A 22401-nucleotide genomic window follows, 5' to 3' on the forward strand; every position below is an offset into this window, starting at 1 on the left:
AAATGTTTAAAGTAGGTGGAATATTTATTCCTGTCACAGACTTAAAGCGTTCGAAGGATTGGTACTCAGCTGTATTAGGTTTAACAAAAATTGATGAATGGCAAGAAAATGGAGAGGATTATGGAGCAGATTTCGTATTTGAAAAGGGGACAACTCCACTCACTTTAATAAAAGTCGAGAAACCCCAACCCACAGAATTCACTGTAAAAGGAAAAGACAAGAATGTGTATTACAATTTTGAAGTGGCTGACATAGATGAGGCATACAATCACTTTACTAAGCACGGTGTAGAAACAACAGAAATCCATGATTTTGGCCCGATGAAAGGGTTTGATTTCTTCGACCTGGACGGTAACCCATTTAGTATCGTTAGTGAAGAAGGATAAAAAAGAAGCGCCAGGCTCTTAGCTTGGCACTTCTTAATAATCATTACTTTTTAGGCAATAACACTTTGTCAATCACATGAATAACACCATTTGAAGCTTCAACATCAGCTAAAATAACATTTGCATCATTCACCTGTGTTGGATCCAATGAAATTTTTATTTTCTTACCATTCAATGTTTTAACTTTCATGCCATCTTCTAAACTATCTGACATTATTTTACCTTCTACGACATGATATAGAAGAATGTCTTTCAAATCTTCTCGAGCCAACAATTCTTCTGCTGAAATATCTAATTCTTTAAGTAATGCTTCAAAAGCATCATCAGTTGGGGCAAAGACCGTAAATGGTCCCTCACCCTTCAATGTTTCAACTAAGCCTGCTTTTTCTAAAGCAGCTGCTAACGTTGTAAAGTCACCAGCCTCGACTGCAGTTTCCACAATATCTTTTTCAGTTGCTGAATGATCTTCAGCTAAAACTCCTAATGAAAAAGAACTTACAACGAGAATCGTCAACATACTGAAAATAAGCCATTTCCATTTCATTTTAGAAATTCCTCCTTTAATTGTTACATTGACTAGAAAGTAGTATTTAACAAAAAAAGGATTTTATCCGAATGTGAACAAAGGGAAATTTAGGTAACAATAAATCAAACTAAAAAGACACCACATATTTAAATTGTGTGGTCCAGCTTTAGTCTTCTTTAAATTTTTCTTCATAGCCTCTGTTGTATTCTTTAAAGATTTGCCGCATTTGTTCTTTATTTGGTATTTTAGTTATTTTTTTATAAAGACTTTCTCTCAAAAATAATAATTTCTCATTATATTTTTCAAGTTCAGTTAGGTCTACTTCTTCACCATTAGTAATCTTATCGCTTATATCATATAACATATGCCCTTGCTCAAACGTCTGTCTATAATATGTATAGTCGGCTTTATAGTAATGGTATATTGTGTCATAAGCATACGTTTTAAGTACTCTGGATCGAGAGTAAAAATATATGAATTTATCAAATTCTGCTTGAGTGATTTTCCCATCTGATAGTGCTGTGTTAAGTTCTGATTGGGTCATAATCAAATAATTAGTAGCTTCAAAAAAAGAAAAAGCCATAGATTCTGTATATTCTTTTTCTTCATGAAGCTGTACTGATTGATATATAAAAGCAGTTCCTAAAAGCAGAACAACAGTTAGTGTTACAATCCAATACTTTCTCATAAGTATCACCTAATTCTCTATCTATAAATTTAATAAATTATTGAATTTCACAAAACCATTTTTTACCTCCTGGTATTCACGCTCTAAGATACTCATCATGACATCTGTTTCATATTTACCTTCTATTAGAGCACCTTCTCTTTCTAAGCCTTCTTGGATAAAACCACATTTTTCATAGCACTTAATGGCTCTCTCATTATACTGCAGCACTCTTAAATCAACCCGATGCAGATTTAATACCTCAAATGCATATTGTAATACCAATTGAGTAATTTCTGTTCCTAACCCTTTTCCCCAAACAGAAGGAGCAAAGAGACCCACAGCGTAACGAGCTCTTTGATCAGTATCATTTACATTAAGCCTGGTATGACCTATCAATCTTTCATTATATTCAACACACCATCCAAGTTTGGTATCTTTAATAGATTGAATGAATTTAAGTGCTTTGTCCTCTGTTTTCGAAGATATTTTCGTTGTGTCACCACCGTACATCCTAACTAACTCAGGACTAATCGCTACACTTAAGTAATCTTCAACATCTTGTTCAATGGGCTGTCTTAAAATAATATTTTTTCCTTTAATGATTGGAGCTGCATTAATCATATACGACCCTCACCTTGTTCAAACTGAACTAGCTTTTGATAATCTTCTCTTAACAAACCATAACAATCAACATCTTCATAGGTTCCCCACTTATAATCATGTTGAGGAAAAGTACCTTCATAACGGAATCCATTTTTCCTCAGTACTTTAATTGAACCTAGATTTTTCTTCATAACTGTTGCATAGATTCGATTTAATTCTAATTCATTAAAGCCAAATTCAATTACAACCTTAATTGATTCTGAGACATAGCCCCTCCCCCAATAGGGAACGCCTAACCAGTAGGCTAGTTCACCTCGGCGATGAGCGTCATCAAGTCGTAAAGTTACAGCTCCAATAAGTTCGTGATTGTTTTTTTCTTCAATTGCAAAAATGAGACATTCATTCTGCTCAGCACGTTCTTGGTGAGTGTTAATCCAATCAATTGCACTGTGTTCATAATATGGATGTGGAATGGTCAACGTAGTTTCGGCTACTCGTTTATCACCGGCTAACTCTACAACCCTGGGGGCATCTTTTAATGTGAAAGGTCTTAACAAAATTCTTTCTGAATCAATAATTGGTATCATCAAAATTCCCCTTAAATTTATATATTTTTTGCAACCTGTTTAAGAAGGTATTCCCGAAAGTTTTTCCCACTTATGCTGAATATTTCTCATTAACACGACAGAGTCAAATTCAAGATCATGATCTGAGATATTTAAAACATCACCTAAGTAAGTTGTTTTAACTTCCTCTGCTTTAAAAGGAGTCATCGTCCAATCATTCGTATGTAAACATAATCCTTGATGGCACTCCCCTTTTTTATCTGGAGAGTATCCGTTTGCTCCACTTTTAAAGAAACTAGATATTTCCGCAATGCTTTGAAATACACTATTGGGTTGCAGTTTGTCGTGTTCTTTTCCTTTTATAGAGATATTGACCTCTTTATCTTTAGATTCCATCGAAAATTCAACTGTATTACCCGTATCATTGACTTGAAAATCTGCTAATTGGTGGGTGCCAGGAAAGATTCTTCCACCTACTAATGAATTCAACTTTGAATTTGTATCTCTTCTAAAGATATAAACCCCTTCTTTTGTTTCACCATTTTCATCCCACTCTACAGCAATTCGGTGAGCAGCATTTTCACTCGACATACCAACTGGGATTGAAGACAGAAGAGTTGGTCGAATATTTTCAAGGCGTATTAAGCAAACGCCTATGATGGCTTTACCTTTAATTGTTTTAGGTCGAAATGGGTGTGGGAGAATTGTTTCAGCAATGTCTGGATTAAGTTGATAGTTTATAAGCAACCTTCGTTTAATTACCCCATCTATAGAGGTCATTGTCATAAGCTACTCTCCTCTTTAATTTAATTTGTTCTTTGTTTCTCAGCCCAATCTAAAGCTCTTCTTTCCATTTCCGCTACAAACTCTTTCTTAGCTGGGCTATAGTCGCGAGTAAGTTCATATTTTGATGCGAGTTCATCCTTAAACTCACTATATCTTTCTACTTCTTCTGGATGGGATCGCAGGTAATCTCGTAAAACTATGTGACGTTTTATTTGAGGGTTATCAAATTGATAGAAATGGATATGGTGCGTTCTATTTTCTCCGCCCTTTCGAAATAACCTTCTCCCCTTAATACCCCATTCACCAGCTACATCATAATTCAGTGATGTCATTTTTTCATTATAAGTATCAATGACGCTTATATCTTTCACAATGACCATCATATCAATGACAGGTTTAGCCTTCATCCCAGGCACCGAGGTGCTGCCAAAATGTTCAAAATATAAAATTTCATCATCAAAGATATTTTTCAACAACTGCACTTCTTGCTCGTACATCCTTTTCCAACCCGATGTGTAGTTACTTAATCTGACTTTCATTTAAATCTTCCTCATTTGTGTAATAATTAGTTTTCTCTATTCCCTTAACTAACCTGATGAACCAATATAAGGCTATCCAAGGTAAAATGTATGTCGTCGACCATTCTAATAGTTCTTGCATTATAAAAAAACCTCCAATAACTTCTTAAATCGAATTGACTTTTTATCCCTCTCTTAAACCAAGATAGGGGATGTCGCCCTTCTCAGTTTCAGCAATAATCACATCACCACTGAATCCTTCTGCATCATACAATTTTGTACCTACTGGTAGAAAGTTTGAGGTTAAATTTTCAAAGCCTGAATCTGAGCTCGTTTGTTTTTCAATCCGGCCTAAAAATACACCCTTAGAAAATTCAGATTCCATAATCCAACTGATATCACTGGCATTTGTATAAACAATACCTCCCTTTTGAAAAAGGTCCGTACCAGAATGTTTTTGCAAATACTCTTCAGCAGCTGAAACTTCATTTGAATTTTTTACTTCACCAGAATAATAACTATCTGTATTAGAAGTGCATCCACTAATGATTAAAAAGCTAATTAGTATAGCCACATATTTCATGCACCCACCCCATTTGAAGTTTTAAAAGTTATTTTTCATACTCCAAAAACCAGTCTAAATATCTTGAATAGTCTTCCTCAAAATATGTCTGAAAAAAGCGTACGAACTCTTGTGTGGTCACTTGTTTGTGTTGGAACTTTTCATAATAAGCATTTAAAAATTTAAATATCGCATCAGGTCCTCCGTTTTTTTCAAAGAAGTCATATAAACGAACGACCGCATCACCATAAACCAACTTAAAGACCGTTCCTTTCTCAAATTCATCAAGTGGTTGGTTTACCGTAACCTCTTTTGAGCCTTTCGGACCTCCAATATTTCTTGAAAACTCTGTTGCCGCTTCCTCGTCATTATATTTTTTCATCAAATAAGCTTCCGTCGCTAACTCTGTCAATGATTCGTCCAGCCAACCTTCGTTAAAAGGGTCGTTAATCACTTGAAAATAAAACCATTGGTGCGCAACTTCATGTATAAGTGTGTGTTCACCTTCTGCAAATGGACGGTCAGCGGTAGAAACTTCGATAACACCTGGATACTCCATACCGCCACCATTCATAAGAATATCTAATTCTTGATAAGGGTAGGGGCCAATTAATGATTGAAAATCACCTAAGGTTTGTTTAGCCGACTTTAAAGTTTTGGTTGCGATATCCTTATTTTCTTTTTCGTAAAACAAGCGAAGGGTTTGTTCATTTACTTTGTCTGTTAATACTCCCCACGCGTCCTTGTCGAATAGGCCAATTAAAAAATCAGGAACTTGTTCTGCAGTTAATTGACGTGTTACTTCTGTAGTTTCATGATTTTCATTTACTGCAGTAGAAGCTAAATAGTAATTATCAGGCGCAGTGATTGTTATATGATATTGGCCAAAACTCGTAAAATAAGATTCACCGGCTGGTTCATAAGCATTAATATTCCACTCAACATGTTGATATGTAGCAAGCATTGGATACCATTGCGCGAGCACGATGCTAGATTCTGTTCGTTTAAGACGTATCCCATTTAAAGCAGGTAGATATCTATAAGAAATGGTTAAAGTTTTGCTTGATTCTGGTGTCATTTTTTCTTCCAAGTCGACCGTAAAATAACCTTTTTCAAATTTATGATTCAGCTTTTGGTTATTATGTGTGACTTGAAAATTTTCTAATTGTCCACTGTCTTCTGAGTAACTCGGTTTATGTTCCTCTAAAAATGCTTGAGGTATGAAATAAAATGCAACCTGATCCCATTCATCTTTTGATTGGTTCTCTACTTGTATAGTTGCAACAACATCAATCCATCCCTCTTCGTTTACGTTCAATTCAATATCATAAGTTGCATAATTCCCAGCTTCAGGTGTTTGGGCAGTAAATGCTTCTACTGCTTCCTGATCGATTTCACTAGGTTGTAATTCTTTTAGGATATTTGTAAAGTTTTTATTCTTTTGAGAAACTGTTTCTTCTTCTGTGGTATCGTCATTTGAAGTGTCATTGTTTTGTGTTTCAGAACTGTTTTGTTCTTCCTGTTGGGTATGTTCATCTGGATTACTTTCACTTTCGTTTTTCTTTTCTCTGTCTGTGCATGCTGCTAAAAAAACTAATATAAAAATTACCATAAAAATTTTTTTCATGTTATTCCTTCTTCCCTTAGTACTCAACTTACTAAATCATTTACTTTTTTATTTTTTTCAAATATCTCTTAAATACTGTTGAAGATTTCTTCTTTTTCGATTAAAATTTATTAATTTACTCTTCTATATATAATTTTAAAATCGTGTTCCCAGTTTTTGTTGTCTTCTGATGTTTCCCATGAACTTTGTATGGTATCTCCAGACTCATTGATTACCCCAACAAAACGCTGGCTAAAATCTAATTGTGAAAAATCAGGCGTATCCCTCCACACTTTCCAAACATCATTTTCAAAACTCATATTATAAAGTCGAGTTACACCACGTGAATCAAAATAATGTTGTAAGTAAATATCAGTTTTAGCATCATAGTCATAAACGATTGTACTACTAGGGAATTCAGGTTGATTTATGAGAGTTCGCTGAACTATAAACTTCTCTTTCTCCATCCAATCAAATACAGTTTGTCCATTAATCGAATTTGTTTTGAAATGTGGATGAATCACTTCTAATTCCCATTCACCTTTAAAAAATTCTAATCGATTTAACATTTCATCACGAACTGATCTTCTCAAGCAAAGATCCCCCTTTAAATTGACTATTAATGGCTATTAAAATTTCATTTCTTATAGATGTATATATTAATTTGTTCATCTAAATCACCTTTCTTAGTTGAACAATAAATGTTTGTTTATTACCTATTTAGTTGCTTTTTTAGAATTTAATTTATTTATAAATTCAATAAGTTCTTTTTCTTTGTCTGTTTTGTACACAATTCCTTTATCATCTGTAATGATGAAGGTTGTTGAATCATTATATAAGTCTAACAATTCTTTCATATTCTTCACGCCACCTTCACCATTGCTTCGTGATATGACCATCCTTTTTAATTGCAATTGATCATTCAGGTTTGAGTAGGACTTATCTTCTTTAGCATTGTAAATGTAAAGCCCGTAGTATCCTTTATCAACTGTCATTTCATCAACAAGTTCCTTCTTTGTATAAGGAACAATTGTTACCCCATCAGCTTGATAGGTTGGTAGATTTTCCTGTTGTTCAAAAAGAGTATCAATAGTAACCAAATCTTTATCATAGTGCCCTTTAAGCTCAATGGATACTTTTTGACCCATTCTTAACTCATTAAATGAATTTACTTCACCTTTTATTACTGTGTCATTCGTTGTTTCAACTGAGAATGCCTCAATAAATTTGTCATCTTCATCATATTCCATTCTTTGACGTTGTTTTTCTGTTAAGTTATCTCCTACATATACTACGAATGTATTTTCTTTCTTATTAACATCATTTATTTTCCCTTTGATAGTTACTGTCTCATTGTAAGTACATCCAGTTATCAAAAAGATAATAACCATAAACAAACTAGCATAAAACTTCATAAAGACCTCCAAATTTTATTCGTCAGAATATATATACTTTAAATTTTTTACTAACTTGAAAACATTATCTATACACAACTTTGTTTAATGTTAACATAATATTCCAATAATTTAATTATTAAAATTAAATAGACGATCAAATTTTTTTGACCGCCTACCTTAATCATTACTCTTTCACTTTTTTGTATTTTTCCAGTTTAATAGTTTACTAAAAAGCGTTTTTATAATAAATTAAATTGTCTGTCCATTCCCCAAATTCAAAGATAAAATTTTTTCTTGTACATTCGTAATCCATCCCTACACTTTCTGCTAAATTAATTGAGGCAGGGTTATCTAAATTGATATGGGCTTCTATACGATGGAATTTGAGATAATTAAAAGCAATATTGAGAGCTTCAGTTACAGCTTCTTTTGCGTAACCTTGTCTCCAATATTGATTATGGATTGAGTAGCCTATCCTTCCCCATTGGAAGTCATCCCTCTCGATGGTTGAAAAATCAACCATACCTAGGTGCGTCCCGTCTCTTTTCCTAAATACACCAAACACATGAGCAGTGTCGGTAAGTGCTAAATCCTGATGTTTTTCTACCAGATTATAAAACCATTCCCGTGTACAAACACTCATATCAACTTTACCTTGATCGTGACGATGCTTAGATGGATAACGGTTTTTAAATTCATTCAGCCAGTTTTCATAGTCAGATTTCTTTAAAGGCCTTATTATTAATCTTTCTGTCTCTGAAGCAACCTCAAATGTTTCCTCTCTCAATTTCAAAGTGACATCTCCTTAGATTAGACTTTTCCTTAAATACGAAACGTACTATATCAAAGTTATTTATTGTATGTACCATAAGCCATCACACCTTTCGATAATAAATGTTTAAAATATACCTAAGTTTTTTAACTGTAACTTATTTTTCCAGTTAATCTTAATTACATTGATTAATGTTAGCAAAATACCTTTAGTATATAAAGTAGTGTATTACTACAAAAAACAACCAAAGAGTCAAAGGTATCGCTAAACTGATGAATGCGTGAACTAATAAATCACCCTTGTGATATTTTTGAATTAACCGATCTGTAATAAAAAACATTATCGCTGCTCCTAAACTATAAGGAAGTAGTATAAGACCAAACACACTATGAAAAATAAAAGATAGGAACATTTCTATCTTCTTAGTCTGTATATTCCTTAATATAAATTTAGCTAATTTATCACTGATAATTGAGGTGAACAATCCATAGGTTAATACTACAGGGACGCTGTATATTAAATAAATAGGTACAGTTGAAATAAAAGCTAACATATATTCAGATATTGAGTTAATTGTCTCTCCGAATGGATCTGGAACAATCAATGCTAGTACTATTGCGAACAAAGACCCAGAAATAGATGCTGAAATAAATTTCCTTGGTAAAATTCCATCCATATTAAACCTCGCCTTACTACCTATTTTTCAATGCGCATTTTGAATTCGCTCACAATTGAGGATAGTAATCTCACTATTTCTTAAATACATTTATTCCAACTGCTCCAACTACTATGGTGACAGTAATTACTACTACTGCAAACACAAGGTCTACAGTGTTATACGCACCATCCTTTATACCAAAAAAATATAATATTTCGATAAACAATATTAGTACCCATAATAGGTATAAACCTAACACTTGTTGCCTATTTAACACACTTCCTCCCCCTTTAAATAAAATATTTATTTTGAATCAAATTATAAAAATAAGCGACAATATTGCTAAACTCATCGGTAATAGCAGAGTGAGATTTGAGTTTTCTTTTACACTTGTTACTGAAGAGTTTTCTTCTAAAAATTCTTCATAAAATAGCCTTTTACTGTTATTTTCAACAACCTTACCATCTAAAATTTTAACCATTCCGTTCTGCGCGACTACTGGAATTGTATAATCAGCAAATTCAGCTTGTTCCAATAGTAAAAGGAATTTACCACCTTCCTTTTGGAACTCCTTTGCCCAACTCACGTCGTAAATATCAATTCCAGCTATAAACTTATCATGTACATCTCCATCTATTACTTGCTCCACATTAAATTTATATCCTCGATATATAAAATCACTTTCTTCAGGGTTACTTTCAAAATTGTATTGCCCAATCACAATAATTTCAGCACGATCAACCACTTTTTGTGGTTCCAATGTTTCATAACTAGTTGCAGAAACCTCACCGTTTGTGCTTACTGCAAAAACAATTAACATTAGTAATAAAACTCTCTTCATAACGATCACCTTTTTCATAAGCCAAAGTTTAAAGTAATTTTAACATAATTTTCTAAATATTATTACTCATTCTTTAGATTATGTAAAAGTTCCTTGAATTGGGCTTTAAACATCCCCCCCATAGGGGATATAATTGAATGAGATTAAGGGGGAAAAATCATGTCAGATAATCATATTTATCGAAAGAAAATTGAAGATCGATTAGCAAGAATAGAAGGGCATGTTCGTTCTGTTAAAAATATGTCCAAAGATGGGCGTGAATGTGGTGAGTTATTAATTCAAATGGCTGCCATTCGTTCTGCTTTAGATAATTGTGCAAAATTAATTTTAAAAGATCATTTACAAGGATGTGTCGTTGAGGCTGTCAAGAAAGGTGACGAAGAAGAGGTTTTAGAGGATTTAAATAAAGCAATTGATCAATTTATAAGATAGAAGGGGGATTAGATGTTTTTTAATTCAAAAAACATTAATACCGTTAACTCAATTAGCACTAAAGAAAAAGTCAAGATTACTTTAATATTAGCAATGCCAGCTGTGATAGAAAATTTCTTTCAAACCATTTTAGGTTTTGTGGATACTTTATTTGTCTCCAAAATTAGTTTAACTGCTGTTTCTGCTGTGGGTGTCACAAATGCTATTCTAGCTGTATATATCGCTGTATTTATGTCTCTAGGGGTAGCCGTCAATATTCGAGTTGCCAATTATGTTGGGGCAAAGGAGTATACAAAAGCGAGCCGAATTGCTCAACAGGCAATAATATTAGCCGCTATTGTAGGTGTGGCATTTGGTATTATCACACTCTTCTTTGCCTCGCCTTTACTCCAATTGATGGGAGTTGAAGAAAGTGTATTAGAGCAAGGGACATTATATTTTCGGATTGTGGCTATTCCTTCTGTACTCATTTCCATTATGTTTGTTTTGAGTAGCATTCTTAGAGGAGATGGAGATACAAAAACTCCAATGAAAGTTACTATTGGGATTAATCTTTTAAACATTGCATTAGACTACATTTTAATTTTTGGATTCCTATTTATTCCGGCTTTAGGACTTGCAGGTGCAGCTATTGCAACTGTAATCTCAAGGTTAATCGGAGCCCTTGCTCTAATTCTATATTTAAAACGTTCAAAAACATTGAATTTTATTAAAAAGAATTGGAAATTTCATCGAAGTCAGCAATGGGACTTGTTAACTCTTGGATCTCCTGTAGCTGCTGAACGATTAGTGATGCGAATAGGTCAAGTGTTATACTTTGGTTTTGTCGTAATATTAGGCACCAATACATTTGCTGCCCACCAAATTGCTGGAAGTATTGAAATATTTTCTTATATGATTGCCAATGGATTTGCGACAGCAGCAACTATTTTAGTCGGCCAGAGTTTAGGCGCTAATCAATATAGTGACGCCAAACAGTATGCCAAGATAGCAACCCTCTTAGGAATAGGATTAATGACAATGGTTGGTTTTTTCCTATTCTTCCTCGGAGGCTGGGTAGGAAGTTTCTTCACGGACAAACCAGATGTCATACAAGAAATTCAAATAGCGTTACAAATTGATGCCTTCATTCAACCTATCCTAGCTGTGGTTTTAATCTTAACAGGTGTATTTAATGGAGGAAGTAATACCAAATATCCTATGTATATTACTGCTATTGGTATTTGGGGAATTAGAACCGTTTTTGTTTATCTTTTAGGAATTACACTCGGCTTAGGAATTGCTGGGGTATGGATTGCTATTGGTTTAGATAATCTATTCCGTGCTATCTTACTATGGTATCGATTTAAAAAAGATAATTGGGTGAAGATGGAACCTTCGCAAATTAGTGCATAGTTTTAGCTATGACGTAACCATGAAAACCAACTTCTATTACAGGAGTTGGTTTTTCATTTAAAATTATTTATTATTTAAAGGTTTTATATAAATGGGTTGTCTTAAAATTTTTTCTAATCTATTTTTCAAATTAGTTAAATGGTCTATATCAACTTGGTAAGGGCTCATATAGCGAAAAGTTAAGTAACCTGTTTCATTGGTTGCCTCTTGGTCCACATAAACCTTAGGAGTATGATGTTTAAAATATTTCACTAAGTGTGCTTTAACGTTTTGAAAAGAATTAATATCCCTTTGATTTAATAAAACTGATACCTCTTCTTCTAAGTGGACCGCTTCAGTATAAAATTGTTCAATGAATTGCTCATCATAAAATCTCTTCTTAACGTTATCTTGATGCTTAACTGGAACTTCACTCCACAATGCCTTACCTAAAGAATAATAATTCAACCCTTCCTCTGGTTTATAATGCAGCCTTGCCTCTATCTGAGTAATCTCCAGTTTTTCTTTTGTTGTTAAATTCATTTCTTTTAGTGTTTCCTTTTGAGAATACGAAGCCCAGCCTTCATTCATTAATTTCGTCTTTTGAATCGTGCGAAAATACTCGGCTTCATATGTTATTTCTTTTATTAGATCTAACTGCCATGATTCAAACCATTGACGTTGGGAATATAGATAATCTAAAGGATTCATGTAGCGAGGATTTTTAGATGAATCGCATATTTCTGCTAGTTCTCTTATTGTGATAATGAAGTGATCTAATTCTTCTTTCTCAACTTGATCATATAAAGACATGACATAATCAAATGTTACTCTTGGTTTTGTCAATTTCTTTAATTTGATATGAGCATTTACGAATTCTAAATGCCCTTTACAATGAGCGAGACTAAATAAGTTTTCAGTATTTGAGTTTTGTTTATTTAAATAAATTCTACAGGTGCTGTCGATTTCAAAAATCTCGTGGACTGGCTTTGTTGATTCTGATCCAGTCAAATATCGATTTCGATAGCCCCGTGATTGCATTTCTGCCATTTCTTCAGAAGTAAGGTAATGAATTTCATAACTTGTCATCTTCATCCCCATATCGAGCATTAATTCCCCTCCTAAAAAAACTCAGATGAAGTTGAAAATGACTTCATCTGAGTTCTGAATAGTTATTATCGTTCTAAGTTAGGAAAAATTCGCTGAATCATATCATTAAATTCTTCAAAGAATCCTTCAACAGGATCTCCATTTCTAACATCGCCAGCATAATTGTCCATCATATCGAAGAACTTCGGATTAGCTGAAACATAGACATTATCGATATCATCGTTTGCTGATTTCACAACATCTGCAACTTGTTTCTTAATACGATCATCGACTTCACCGTCTGTATTGTCACCTTTTAATGAAACAGCGACATAAGCATTATTGTCTCCTGCTAATACATATGCATCGTCGACCTCATTTATTTCATTTGCCACTTTTTCAGCAGCACGATCGGCAACTTCATAATTGTTCTCTCCGTTACGGATGGTATTACGGTCGTTATCCTCTTGTGTACGATCTTCATTGACATCAATCATATCAATTCGGTTCGTACGGCCATCATTATTTTCGAAAAGCTCATTACCACGATTATTACCATCGTTGTAACGTGTTTGCTGAGTATCCATGTTATTCATGCCATTATCGTTATTGTCTAACCCCTCATCCATGCCCTGACAAGCAGTTACCATCATTAGCATTGCACCAAAAGTAATCATTAAAGAAAAACGCATACTCGTCTCCTCCTTTCTTCATGATTTACTCATAGTATGAAAAAAGAAGGGTCTGAATATGCTTAATTATTGTTGGAAAAAAGTTCTACTTATTATTAAGATGTTTCACACCAAACAAAGCCGCTTGTGTGCGGTCGTGAACTTCTAATTTGGATAAAATATTGGATATATGAGTTTTGACAGTTTTTTCTGTCACATATAATGCTTGAGCAATTTCTTTGTTTGACTGACCTTTCATAATTTCTTGTAAAACTTCTAGTTCACGTTTAGTTAACTCATCTAACCGTTTTTTTTCTTCAGATAATGATTGGTCTTTTTTAATATGCTTAAATAAATGAACAGCTGCTTTTTCATCAATCATTTCTTCATTGTTGTATACATTCTCTATGGCTTTTGCTAATTTTTCTGGATTTGAATCTTTAAGCAAATATCCACTGGCACCGTTTTGTATCGCAGCAACGACATATTCATCGTTTAAAAAGCTGGTTAAAATCAAAACGTGTGTATCAAGATATTTTGATTTTATTTCTTTTGTTGTTTCGACGCCATCCATACCAGGCATTTGGATGTCTAATACACAAACATCAACAGATTGATGTTGTAAGAAGTCAAGTGCTTCTTTACCATTCGATGCTTCTCCAACGACTTCAATATGTTCGATAGTATTAAGAAAATAAATCAGACCTTTTCGAACAACTTCATGATCGTCCACTAATAATACTTTAATCCCCATTTAATCACCTTCTTTTTATTGGAATAGAAATGGTGATAGATACACCGTCTCCCTTGCTGGATTCAATTTGGATATGTCCGTTTAGATTGTAAACACGATCTTGCATGCCAGATATTCCATAATTGTTGGAATTAGTCTCCATATTAAATCCTGCACCCTGATCTGTTATGGAAAATTTGATTTCGTCATACTCTCTAATTAATTCTACATTAGCTTTTTGAGTGTTTGCGTGTTTATAAATATTGTGAAGTGCTTCTCGTCCAATTTTATATAAGTTCTCTTCAATGTAAGGTGGGATATTAGATGAACCTTTTGCATTGGTATTTAATTCGATATTTAATTGCTTCGCATAATCATCTAATGCACGTAGTAGTCCCTGTTCTAACACTTGTGATTTCTTATTTTCAATTAATTCCCGCATTTCTTTTAAAGCCTGTGAGGCTAATTGATTCAAGTCATCAATTGGTTCATTAAGCTCTTTATTATCATTCATGACTTTGAGTGCGCTAGACGTTGCTGTCATGGAGTATAGTAGCTGGTTAACCGTATCATGAAGTTCTTGAGCTAGCATTTCACGTTCTTGTAACTGAATAATTTCTCTTTCTCTTCTTTTGATGGAGATGTCTTTTAGCGTTAACTCAATATTCTGACCTAGTAAGGTATATATTTCTTTTTCAACAGAGCTGAGTAATTGATCACTATAAATAAAAATCTCACCATTTAACTGATTAATTTTATATTCAAATAGATGCTCAGTTCGATTTCCATATAAACACTGAATTGATTGACTGTTAATTTCTATTCCGGAAATATGAAGTTTCCCTACAAGGTCTTGATTAATATAGTTTTCTAAGTCAGGTAAATAATCGATTGATCTCATAGCTGTAGAAAGCTTATGTAAGGTCTGAAGGTTGTTATTTCTTTTTTCCTCTAGTTCAAACAAATCAATTCTTTTTAATGCGTGTGTCACTTGTAAAGCAATTGATTGCAAGAGTTCTAATTCACTCTCTTCGAATTGATCACGATGAGGAGCGGAAACATTAAAGACACCATACCTTTTATTTTCACTGATAATCGGCACGGTTGCATGGTGTGTAAATCCGCCCGTATCAAATTTTGATTCCTGAATAGCTTCCTCTAATCGTTTACAAGTCATGATATTAATGGCTTCATTTAATCGCTGCTGTCGATACTTTGATAAACAGTAACAAGAATCACTTCCACACATTGGAGCTTTATCATCCACTAACAAAGCTTCAGGTAATCCTGAATCAGCCGCTAGTGTCATATCTGGACCATCACCCAGAAAGATCCACCCCGCTTCAAAATGTGTTATATCAAGGAAAGAATCAAGCACAGTCTGGAGCATCGATTCCCGCTCATATGATTGATTTAAAACTTCAGCAATTGTCTTTAACGTCTTCGTTTGATTGTAATCAGAGATCATTATTTCACCTACTTAAATCGACATCGAACATTTTCTTTAATGCATTTGAGCCACTTTTAATATTTGCATAAGGAACTGCATTCCAGTTGACCTGATCCAACATCTCACCTTGATCTAAGATCCACATCGATGGCTTTAATTGATTGATGACATACCAATCATGAGTTATAAATACTATCGTAGTCCCTTGAGCATTTAAATGGTTTAACCATTTTAACATATCATATTTAGTGGCTAAATCAACGCCGACAAATGCTTCATCCAAGAATAAGATTTCAGGCTGATGAATAACACCCACAGCTAAATTTACCTTTCGTTTCATCCCTCCGCTAAGTTGATTAATACGCTTATTTAAAATATCTTTAAGCCCTAATTCTTTGATCATTACTTCAACAAAGTCAGTAGAGGTTTGTTTAGTTAATTTCTGATAATATTTTATTTGGTCTTTTACTGTTAATCCATCGAACAAGGCAATTTGTTGTGGAACATAGCCAATTGGATTTTTCTTATGAAATTGAACAGATCGTTTACCCCTGGATGGTTTATTTAAACCCGCCATAATTTTCATTAATGTGGATTTTCCTGCGCCGTTTGGACCAAATAAAGTGATACAATCCCCTTTATTGATCCTGCCATCAATCTGATTCAATAGATATTGTCTTTTTTTCTTATATGAAATACCTTCTAATGTAATCACGATATCTCTCCTCATAATAAAATCCAGCTTGGCAGGAATAGCTTTGTCCACCAGGAATGATTAAGTATTTGGAAGAACAGCAAAAAGAATACAACAGATGACGTCATACCGTAGCCTAATGTCAGTGCCCATAAAGTTTCTTTTTTGTTAATTATAAAAGTAAGAAGCAAGTAACCAAAAACGGATACAAGTATTATACCTATATCAACTAATAAACTTAATAAGTAAACTTGCGATAAAAATACCCATTGTATACTGATAACCAAAATAAGTCCCAAAGTACCAATAATTAAACCGGTTAGTAATAACCAACTCGTTCGCAAAGAATTAGTTTTTGAAATAACTTTTAAACGACCTGAAATATGTTGTTCTTTCCATTCGAGCATCATTTTTGTGAAAAAAGAGCTAACAATCATTAAGTACAGCCATGTCAGCCAGCGCATTAAATAGTACTGGTCTGAAGAATCATTCTCTGACATATCACTGCTTATTTGTTGAAAATTCATTTGGAAAATAGGCTCTGGTTCAAAATATCTCAGACCAAATTCAAACATCTCTTCCCAATTCTCTTCTGAATCGTAATTTTGCACCACGTTCGCTGCTTCTGCTCGAACAGCCCTAGTCATAATAGATGATGCTAATTGTTCTTTAAATAAGCCATCAAACAAACTTCGGTCATTCCGGTACCACTTGATTTGTCCTTCAAGATCACTCCACATGATTAATTCTTTTAAATTTTCAGGGAGCACAAAAATTGCCTCTACCTCACCACGTTCTAAAGCTTTCAATGGGATTTCCGATGTTCGAGTTAAGTTAAACGTGTCGTCAACTTCTATTTCACTTAACAACTCATCTGTAATAGTCTGGTTATAAGGATCTACTAACACGACTGGAACCTTTAAATCATCCACCGTATCCTGAAAATAGTTCACCCAAATTAACCCTAATAAGATAGGAATAAGCAATAACAATATAAATGTGATTCGTTGTTTAAGTAATGCTTTTAAAACAATCATGCTCTTGACCCCACCTTTCTAAAGGGCAAGATCAGTCCTATTAGGATCAAAAACCCAACTATAAGCTGGAGCCAAATCTTAATTGGCAACGTATGCTCTATCCAAATTTTATTAAATGCAACATAAATCAAACTAAACATACTAACTTGATCTGTTAGATAAGACGGTGGAATAATTACACCGCTTATGATCAAAAACATCACACTTAATAATAAAAACATGACATAGCCTAACACCATCTGTTTTAAAACAAGATGTGAGAACAAGTAAATAAACGATAAAAGTAGAACCACAATTAACCATTGGACTAAAATCAACCAATTAAAACTCACTGTATTAAAAAGTAGTTCAATCAGTCCCCAAGAAATAAACCCAACATATAGAATGAGAAAACTTATATGGAAAAACATTTTAGCTAAGTATTGATCAATTTTTGTAACAGAAATGAGCCTTAAACGATCTTGTATGATGGGTTGATCTTTGCGGTTAAAGGTTAATGTCAACATTATGTATGTAAGTAACAATAAAATAGATACTGTGGCCAAATATAAATTGGTACTCCAAGCAAGCAGCCCTTGCTCTGTCGAACCCTTTTCCGTAAATAGTTTGTTACGATCTAAGGCATACATTGTGAAATGTATAGTCATTTGTTGACTCCATCGACGTCGTTCGTCTTTCTCTTCAATGTCTTGTATGTAAAAATGATTGACAGTGTTAACCCCAGTCTGTGCAGCAGTAATATAATCTTGGCCGCTCTCAAAAAGGATATAAGCTAAATTAGAAGCCAATGGCATATCTTCATTTAAATAGACATTAATCGTCTCGTTAACACCACTTCTTAATTGCTTTGTAAACCCTTCTGGAACTTGCACAATCGCTGCATAAGAATCTGGGTTTTCTAAGTAATACTCAATGGTCCGTTCCCCTTTTATAAATTCAACATCACCATCAATGGTATCGTCTTTTTGTAGTTGCTTGATTAAAGCATTAGTTTCAAACGTTTGATCTTCATCTAGTACTACAATTTTAACTGAATCTAATTCTTCTTGAGCATATGAATAGATAAACAAACCTAAGACACCTACTAATGCAATAGGAAAGATTAGCACAAATAAGAAAAGGCCAGGATGCTTAAACATTCGCTTCCATTCATATCGCCATAGATGAAAAATCATGCACCTGCCCCCTTCATTAAAATGGATTAAATTGATTAATTAGATTTTTTGCATATTTTCTAAAAGACTGTTTTAGGTCTTGCATGACTTGGTCATTTTGTTCTTCGGTCAACTGATGAAGAAATTTTGTATCTTGGGCATGAATTCGATTAATGTCTACTGACTCTTCAAATTGTACGTCACGATTCAATGTCAGATTAGCTTTAATCTGATTTACATTGATAACCCAATCTAACGTTTGATCTGCCTGGTCAGTATTTATATTCGTTTTAGTCGTCAAATTACCTTCTAATCTTGGAAGATAACTTGGCGCATACAAATCAAAATTAATATCTTTAGAGTCCTTATGATAAGTGGTTTTCCAATCGAGTCTCATATCAGGTTCTTTATTGCGATCTACATCTAAATTATTGTTTACCAGGTAACTATTTCCTTGAGGCTGACCTTGAGAGGCGTAATGAACTTGGAATGGTTGTTCACCAGTCACTGTTAATTCAGTGCGCAACTGATAATTATCTCCTTCAACTTCCGTATCGATATCAAGTTCAAACGCTCGACTTTGTCCTTCCATATCAACTTGTCCACTTAGTGTACGAGAAGAAACATATTCATCATTATAGTAAGCTTCATAAACTAAGCCTTCAGGAAAATTAAGTTGCTTTATCTCATTAATTTGTTTGCCAATAAAATTAGAGTCATCTCCATTTTCTTTCATTGACCGAACGATTTGATCAATTAGATCTTCTACTTGTTCCTCAGTCATGTTTAATTGAAACCTTTGAAGGGCTTGCCCGTTATAATCAACGTTTTCTTTTACTGTTGTATCGTACTCAGATAATCGTTTTAAAAAACCCATATAATCCATGAGACTAAAGGAAAAGTTTTTCTGGGTGTCAAACGTACTAGGAACTTCTGTTATAGCTGTTGTGTAACCAGAAGATTCAAGCCAGTTCCCTAGCTGGTCATTTTTAATTCCTATTGATTCAGGATATATAGGAATATTAATTGCAGAATAATTTTGATTCTGATAAAAATCAACTTTTATTAAATTCGTGCGCTGCAATTGAACATTAATTTTAGCTGAAGTTTCTTTTGATGAAGGATCGGACTTTGAGTTTATGATAACCCTTGAATTAGCTAAAATCCCTCTTAACAACATAGCATTTTTGCTAAACTCACCTAAGTTAACATTTCCAGATACGATCCATTTTTGTTTATTTGCTTCATTCTTCAAACGTTTATGTAATTTTTTCTCATCGTTTTCATAACCACTCGTCAAATTCGAAATCTGTTTTATCGTTTGAACTTCAATATCAGCATATTGAGCGATGGGATGTTTGAAAAATAATTGATAACCAATAAAAAGAATAACTAATAGACATAAAAAGAAGAATAATAACTTGTGTTTATCTACGTATTTCCAGATAGCTTTCATTTTAGTCCCTCACCCACTTTGTCTTGTTGGTATTATACTATTAAATAGCTTGTCCGTTAAGACGTGGAAATTCAATATGTCTCTTATGAAACATAAAAAAAGGCCACGGGCTCATCAACCCGTAACCTTTATACTGTGTATTAAATAAGCTAAAATCAATAATTAATCATCATCTCGGTCATCATCGTCTTCGTCATCACGGTCGTTGTCGTGTCGGTCGTCGTCTCGATCATCATCCCAATCGCGATCATCTCGATCATCATCTTGATCGTTTTTTCGATCGTCACGCTTGTCCTTTTTATCTAATCCAGGTGGCGTCCACCCTTCATCGTCACGATCTTTTTTGTGACCCTTACCTCTTTCTTCCTTTTCATCATCTCGGTCATCCTGATCAAAAAAATCCCATACTCCATTTTGGTCGCGATTATCATCATCTCGATCATTATGTTTTTCTTTGTCTTTTAAGCCAGGTGGTGTCCATCCTTCATCATCATTGTTGTCATTATCCTTTTGTTGTTCTTTCTTTTTATCGCTTTTTTCCTTATTTGAAGGATGATCCTCTCCTTTATGAGAAGGGTGATCCTCGTCTTTTGATTTACCTTTGTTACTTCTATGATCGTCTTCATCTTTCTCACCTTTTTCGTTATGAGAGCGATTGTCTTCTTCGTCATCTGAATCTTTATTTTTTCTAAATTCTTTTTTATCAAAGTCCTTCCAATCCTGTTTCTCTTGGAATTTCTCTAACTTCTTCTTGAGACCTGGTGGCAATTGTTCTTTATTAGTATTTTGAAGGAATCTTTCAATGACTTCGATATTTTTATCTTCTTCTTTAGAAACAGATTGATGTTCAGTTTTATTGGTTGAAGGCTGTGAACTATCTTTACTGTTCTCATGTTTTTCAACTTGTTGCTCATCATCAGTTTGTTCCTCATTTGATTGAGACTCTACATTATCTTGTTGTGCTTCACGCTTTTCAAGTATTTCTGAAGCATACATTAAATTCATTGAAGCCTTTTCTTTCTTGGCTTTTTCTCTAACATCTTTAGGAACTTCAAATGAAGCCACACTAACCGATTTAAAGTTAGTTTCCATTTGCTTAGATACTTCTTGAAGAACTAGGTTGTCATCGCCATGACTTAATTGATCAACGAAACTTATGCCCAATAAAATCTGGTGATTTTCATTTAAGTAACCCAATTGATCGCTTAAATTTAATATTTTTGCTGAAACCTTTTGAATCGATTGGTGTTCCCAATTAGATAATTGTTGAACTAATGAACGTCCATCTTCATTTAGTCCTTCAACACCAATAACTTCATACTCATCATTTACGGATAATTCTACACTAGGGTTTATGTCAATGTTCACATAAGCGTGAACGTCATCTTCTCCCAGCCACGAATAATATGGAATAAATAAAAGAATTGCGATAAGTGCAGCAGCTATAGGTTTAAGTTGTGTGAATGAATTAATCCATTGGAATAATCCGTCAAATGAAATGCCAGTGCTCGTCAACGGTTCAAAAGATGTCTCTTCCCCAATAGATACGCGTTTTGTAAAAAGAGCCATCTGAGGTCATCATGAGTGTATGTCTTTTTTTATGTTCAACTATAATTCCTTTTCTCACGATTACACCTCCTTTATGTAGTCTTTTAGATAGATAAAATCTTCATTTAATAATATAAAAATAGCAAGAATATATTTTCGATTACGTTCAATGGTCTTTTTGCTCACATCCACTAATGGAACAATCTTTTTAATTGGCAACCTTTTTTTAGTTAAAACGTAGTCTTTAATCTCTTTATGTTTAAAAATCTGGTGCGCCACTTGTTGTGACGACTTCTTAGCATCTTGGTGTTTAGGTGAGACGTTCGCTAATTCAGTAAAAGATAATTTAAATTCTTTAAGTTTTTGATTGTATTCCTCAATCTCAACTTGTCTATACCAAGCTAATTCGTCTTCCCGATGTTTTTCTTTTGCAACGTTAGTGAGCTGCCAATGAGATGTTTGATTACCTTCTTCATCTTCCTCTGTATGGTCCAGGGATACAAAGGAAATCTCTTTACTCTCTGTTCGAATATAATCTATGACTTTTCGTGTAATCACTAATCTCGCAAATGACAAAAACGAACTGCCCTTGTCCTTTGAGTAAGCCTCAATAGCTTCATTAAATGCTAGTAATCCAATACTATATTCATCATCTCTTTCCGGATCAATGTACCTTTTACAAACCTTTGAGACACAAGTGGCAATAAAAGGTTGATAATCTGACAACAGATGATGACGGGTTTCTTCATCCCCTGATTGGACGGCCAATACGTGATCCTCGAGGGATACGTCTTCTATCTTTGGACGTTTTAACACCCCTCATCACCCCCAACATACTATATTTTTCGTTTCCGAAATGGCGTTTATGGGTG

Annotated in this window: 28 protein-coding genes; 3 read left to right on the plus strand and 25 right to left on the minus strand. The window is 33.9% G+C overall.

The window, feature by feature from the left end:
* Positions 1-2: 2 nt before the first annotated feature.
* Positions 3-386 carry a VOC family protein gene (locus tag E3U55_RS07380; RefSeq protein ID WP_134339793.1) on the plus strand — a complete coding sequence of 128 codons (384 nt, stop codon included), beginning with the start codon at positions 3-5 and terminating at the stop codon, positions 384-386.
* 43 nt (positions 387-429) lie between these two features.
* Here the strand turns inward: E3U55_RS07380 and E3U55_RS07385 are convergent, their stop codons facing one another.
* From E3U55_RS07385 to E3U55_RS07445, 14 genes are all read right to left on the minus strand, one after another.
* The gene (locus E3U55_RS07385; RefSeq protein WP_134339794.1) at positions 430-930 is read right to left on the minus strand and encodes a fasciclin domain-containing protein; all 501 of its coding nucleotides are present in this window, start codon (positions 928-930) and stop codon (positions 430-432) included.
* A gap of 148 nt (positions 931-1078) precedes the next feature.
* Positions 1079-1600 (minus strand): hypothetical protein, encoded by a 522-nt coding sequence (locus E3U55_RS07390; RefSeq protein ID WP_134339795.1) that lies wholly within the window; start codon positions 1598-1600, stop codon positions 1079-1081.
* Between the two features lie 21 nt (positions 1601-1621).
* A complete protein-coding gene (locus E3U55_RS07395) occupies positions 1622-2203 on the minus strand; it encodes a GNAT family N-acetyltransferase (RefSeq protein WP_134339796.1) in 582 nt (193 codons plus the stop codon).
* Positions 2200-2772, minus strand: a complete 573-nt coding sequence (locus E3U55_RS07400; protein WP_228547497.1) for a GNAT family N-acetyltransferase — start codon at positions 2770-2772, stop codon at positions 2200-2202. Before E3U55_RS07400 ends, E3U55_RS07395 begins: the two co-directional genes overlap by 4 nt.
* Positions 2773-2811: 39 nt before the next feature.
* Positions 2812-3537: a DUF2071 domain-containing protein gene (locus tag E3U55_RS07405; RefSeq protein ID WP_134339797.1), complete on the minus strand. Its 726-nt coding sequence runs from the start codon at positions 3535-3537 to the stop codon at positions 2812-2814.
* A gap of 20 nt (positions 3538-3557) precedes the next feature.
* The gene (locus E3U55_RS07410) at positions 3558-4076 is read right to left on the minus strand and encodes a GrpB family protein (RefSeq protein WP_134339798.1); all 519 of its coding nucleotides are present in this window, start codon (positions 4074-4076) and stop codon (positions 3558-3560) included.
* Complete coding sequence (locus E3U55_RS17315) at positions 4057-4197, minus strand: hypothetical protein (RefSeq protein WP_153801916.1); 141 nt, start codon at positions 4195-4197, stop codon at positions 4057-4059. The genes E3U55_RS07410 and E3U55_RS17315 overlap by 20 nt, the downstream gene beginning before the upstream one ends.
* Before the next feature lie 42 nt (positions 4198-4239).
* Positions 4240-4638: a hypothetical protein gene (locus E3U55_RS07415; RefSeq protein WP_134339799.1), complete on the minus strand. Its 399-nt coding sequence runs from the start codon at positions 4636-4638 to the stop codon at positions 4240-4242.
* A gap of 28 nt (positions 4639-4666) precedes the next feature.
* Complete coding sequence (locus E3U55_RS07420; RefSeq protein WP_134339800.1) at positions 4667-6244, minus strand: M1 family metallopeptidase; 1578 nt, start codon at positions 6242-6244, stop codon at positions 4667-4669.
* A gap of 110 nt (positions 6245-6354) precedes the next feature.
* Positions 6355-6816 (minus strand): hypothetical protein, encoded by a 462-nt coding sequence (locus E3U55_RS07425; protein ID WP_134339801.1) that lies wholly within the window; start codon positions 6814-6816, stop codon positions 6355-6357.
* A 123-nt stretch (positions 6817-6939) separates the two neighbouring features.
* Positions 6940-7638, minus strand: a complete 699-nt coding sequence (locus E3U55_RS07430; RefSeq protein WP_134339802.1) for a hypothetical protein — start codon at positions 7636-7638, stop codon at positions 6940-6942.
* Positions 7639-7846: 208 nt separating this feature from the next.
* Complete coding sequence (locus E3U55_RS07435; RefSeq protein WP_407644102.1) at positions 7847-8407, minus strand: GNAT family N-acetyltransferase; 561 nt, start codon at positions 8405-8407, stop codon at positions 7847-7849.
* Between the two features lie 193 nt (positions 8408-8600).
* Positions 8601-9068, minus strand: a complete 468-nt coding sequence (locus E3U55_RS07440; protein WP_134339804.1) for a hypothetical protein — start codon at positions 9066-9068, stop codon at positions 8601-8603.
* A 295-nt stretch (positions 9069-9363) separates the two neighbouring features.
* Positions 9364-9891 (minus strand): hypothetical protein, encoded by a 528-nt coding sequence (locus tag E3U55_RS07445; RefSeq protein ID WP_134339805.1) that lies wholly within the window; start codon positions 9889-9891, stop codon positions 9364-9366.
* A 159-nt stretch (positions 9892-10050) separates the two neighbouring features.
* On the opposite strand from E3U55_RS07445, the gene E3U55_RS07450 reads away from it, so the two are divergent.
* Positions 10051-10323 (plus strand): metal-sensing transcriptional repressor, encoded by a 273-nt coding sequence (locus E3U55_RS07450; RefSeq protein ID WP_194840841.1) that lies wholly within the window; start codon positions 10051-10053, stop codon positions 10321-10323.
* A gap of 12 nt (positions 10324-10335) precedes the next feature.
* Complete coding sequence (locus E3U55_RS07455; protein WP_134339807.1) at positions 10336-11718, plus strand: MATE family efflux transporter; 1383 nt, start codon at positions 10336-10338, stop codon at positions 11716-11718.
* Between the two features lie 63 nt (positions 11719-11781).
* Here the strand turns inward: E3U55_RS07455 and E3U55_RS07460 are convergent, their stop codons facing one another.
* The 11 genes from E3U55_RS07460 to sigI form a co-directional block, all read right to left on the minus strand.
* Positions 11782-12807: a SpoVR family protein gene (locus tag E3U55_RS07460; protein ID WP_134339808.1), complete on the minus strand. Its 1026-nt coding sequence runs from the start codon at positions 12805-12807 to the stop codon at positions 11782-11784.
* Between the two features lie 65 nt (positions 12808-12872).
* A complete protein-coding gene (locus E3U55_RS07465; RefSeq protein ID WP_134339809.1) occupies positions 12873-13478 on the minus strand; it encodes a YhcN/YlaJ family sporulation lipoprotein in 606 nt (201 codons plus the stop codon).
* An 85-nt stretch (positions 13479-13563) separates the two neighbouring features.
* On the minus strand, positions 13564-14211 hold the full coding sequence (locus E3U55_RS07470; protein ID WP_134339810.1) for a response regulator transcription factor: 648 nt from the start codon (positions 14209-14211) through the stop codon (positions 13564-13566).
* Between the two features lie 4 nt (positions 14212-14215).
* Complete coding sequence (locus E3U55_RS07475; RefSeq protein WP_134339811.1) at positions 14216-15658, minus strand: GAF domain-containing sensor histidine kinase; 1443 nt, start codon at positions 15656-15658, stop codon at positions 14216-14218.
* Between the two features lie 4 nt (positions 15659-15662).
* Positions 15663-16355: an ATP-binding cassette domain-containing protein gene (locus E3U55_RS07480; RefSeq protein WP_194840842.1), complete on the minus strand. Its 693-nt coding sequence runs from the start codon at positions 16353-16355 to the stop codon at positions 15663-15665.
* 11 nt (positions 16356-16366) lie between these two features.
* Positions 16367-17371, minus strand: a complete 1005-nt coding sequence (locus E3U55_RS07485; protein WP_134339813.1) for an ABC transporter permease — start codon at positions 17369-17371, stop codon at positions 16367-16369.
* Positions 17368-18546, minus strand: a complete 1179-nt coding sequence (locus E3U55_RS07490; RefSeq protein WP_134339814.1) for an ABC transporter permease — start codon at positions 18544-18546, stop codon at positions 17368-17370. Before E3U55_RS07490 ends, E3U55_RS07485 begins: the two co-directional genes overlap by 4 nt.
* A 16-nt stretch (positions 18547-18562) precedes the next feature.
* Positions 18563-19981: a hypothetical protein gene (locus E3U55_RS07495; RefSeq protein WP_134339815.1), complete on the minus strand. Its 1419-nt coding sequence runs from the start codon at positions 19979-19981 to the stop codon at positions 18563-18565.
* Positions 19982-20143: 162 nt separating this feature from the next.
* On the minus strand, positions 20144-21550 hold the full coding sequence (locus E3U55_RS07500; RefSeq protein ID WP_134339816.1) for an anti-sigma-I factor RsgI family protein: 1407 nt from the start codon (positions 21548-21550) through the stop codon (positions 20144-20146).
* Positions 21501-21608, minus strand: coding sequence for an anti-sigma factor domain-containing protein (locus tag E3U55_RS18030; RefSeq protein WP_456071344.1), 108 nt, complete (start codon positions 21606-21608; stop codon positions 21501-21503). The genes E3U55_RS07500 and E3U55_RS18030 overlap by 50 nt, the downstream gene beginning before the upstream one ends.
* 2 nt (positions 21609-21610) lie before the next feature.
* Positions 21611-22345, minus strand: a complete 735-nt coding sequence (sigI, locus tag E3U55_RS07505; protein WP_134339817.1) for an RNA polymerase sigma-I factor — start codon at positions 22343-22345, stop codon at positions 21611-21613.
* Positions 22346-22401 lie beyond the last annotated feature (56 nt).

It is taken from the genome of Filobacillus milosensis (genome assembly GCF_004402015.1).
GTDB classification, from domain to species: Bacteria; Bacillota; Bacilli; order Bacillales; family Alkalibacillaceae; genus Filobacillus; species Filobacillus milosensis.